Genomic DNA, 726 nt, shown 5'->3' with positions numbered 1-726 from the left:
TTAAGGCAATAGGATTTAATTGTAATGGCATCGTGTATGGTCAAAATGAGAAACTTAAAAATATTTCCATGAAAGAAATAGGTAAAGGAATAAAAGAAATAGATGTATCAAAGTTAAAGAATTTAAGAAGACTTGAAGTATGGTACTCAAAATATTTAAAAAATATTAAAATTGGAAAAATAAAAAATATAGATTTATATGAATGCAAAGGAATAAAAGAATTAGATATATCGAAATGTGATAAATTGAAGAGAGTGACAGTAATAACTACGGGAATTGATAAAGTGCGAATGAGTAAAACGCCATCAATAAATCATTTATGTTTATCATTTAATAAAATAGAAAACATTGATTTAACAAATGCAAAAATTCATTCTCTTTCTTTGGAAGGAAACCCTATAAAAAACATAGATGTATCAAAGGCAAAGAAGATTGATAAGATATATGTAAAAAAATACCAAAATGTAAAAAAAGGAGATAAACAACAAATTAAAATAATAAGGAGGTAGCATATGAGAAAAAAGCATCCGGTTTTTATATGCATTACTGTAATCAGTAAATGAGTAGAGAGGAGAGTACAGACATAGACTTGGATTGGTCACTTAGATAGTCCAAGAAAATGTCCGCACCCTCGACTCGTTGAACGCGACAGCATCTTTTTATTTGAAAATTATAGCTCTTTGTCAAGCGTAGTGCTGTGCAAAAGTCACCTCGAAAATCGTTCCC

The 726-nt window shown here is 29.1% G+C and carries 1 protein-coding gene; it reads left to right on the top strand.

Features of this window, described 5'->3' with window-relative positions; all coding sequences use genetic code 11:
• Window positions 1-509 (top strand): hypothetical protein (locus ABMA45_RS07975; RefSeq protein WP_348030107.1); only part of this gene is annotated, 509 nt, incomplete at its 5' end.
• Window positions 510-726 lie beyond the last annotated feature (217 nt).

The organism is Eubacterium sp. CAG:156 (genome assembly GCF_000434315.1).
GTDB lineage: Bacteria > Bacillota > Clostridia > Lachnospirales > Lachnospiraceae > Eubacterium_U > Eubacterium_U album.
Note: the sequence above shows the minus strand (reverse complement) of the source record. Positions and strands in the feature narration are given on the sequence as shown.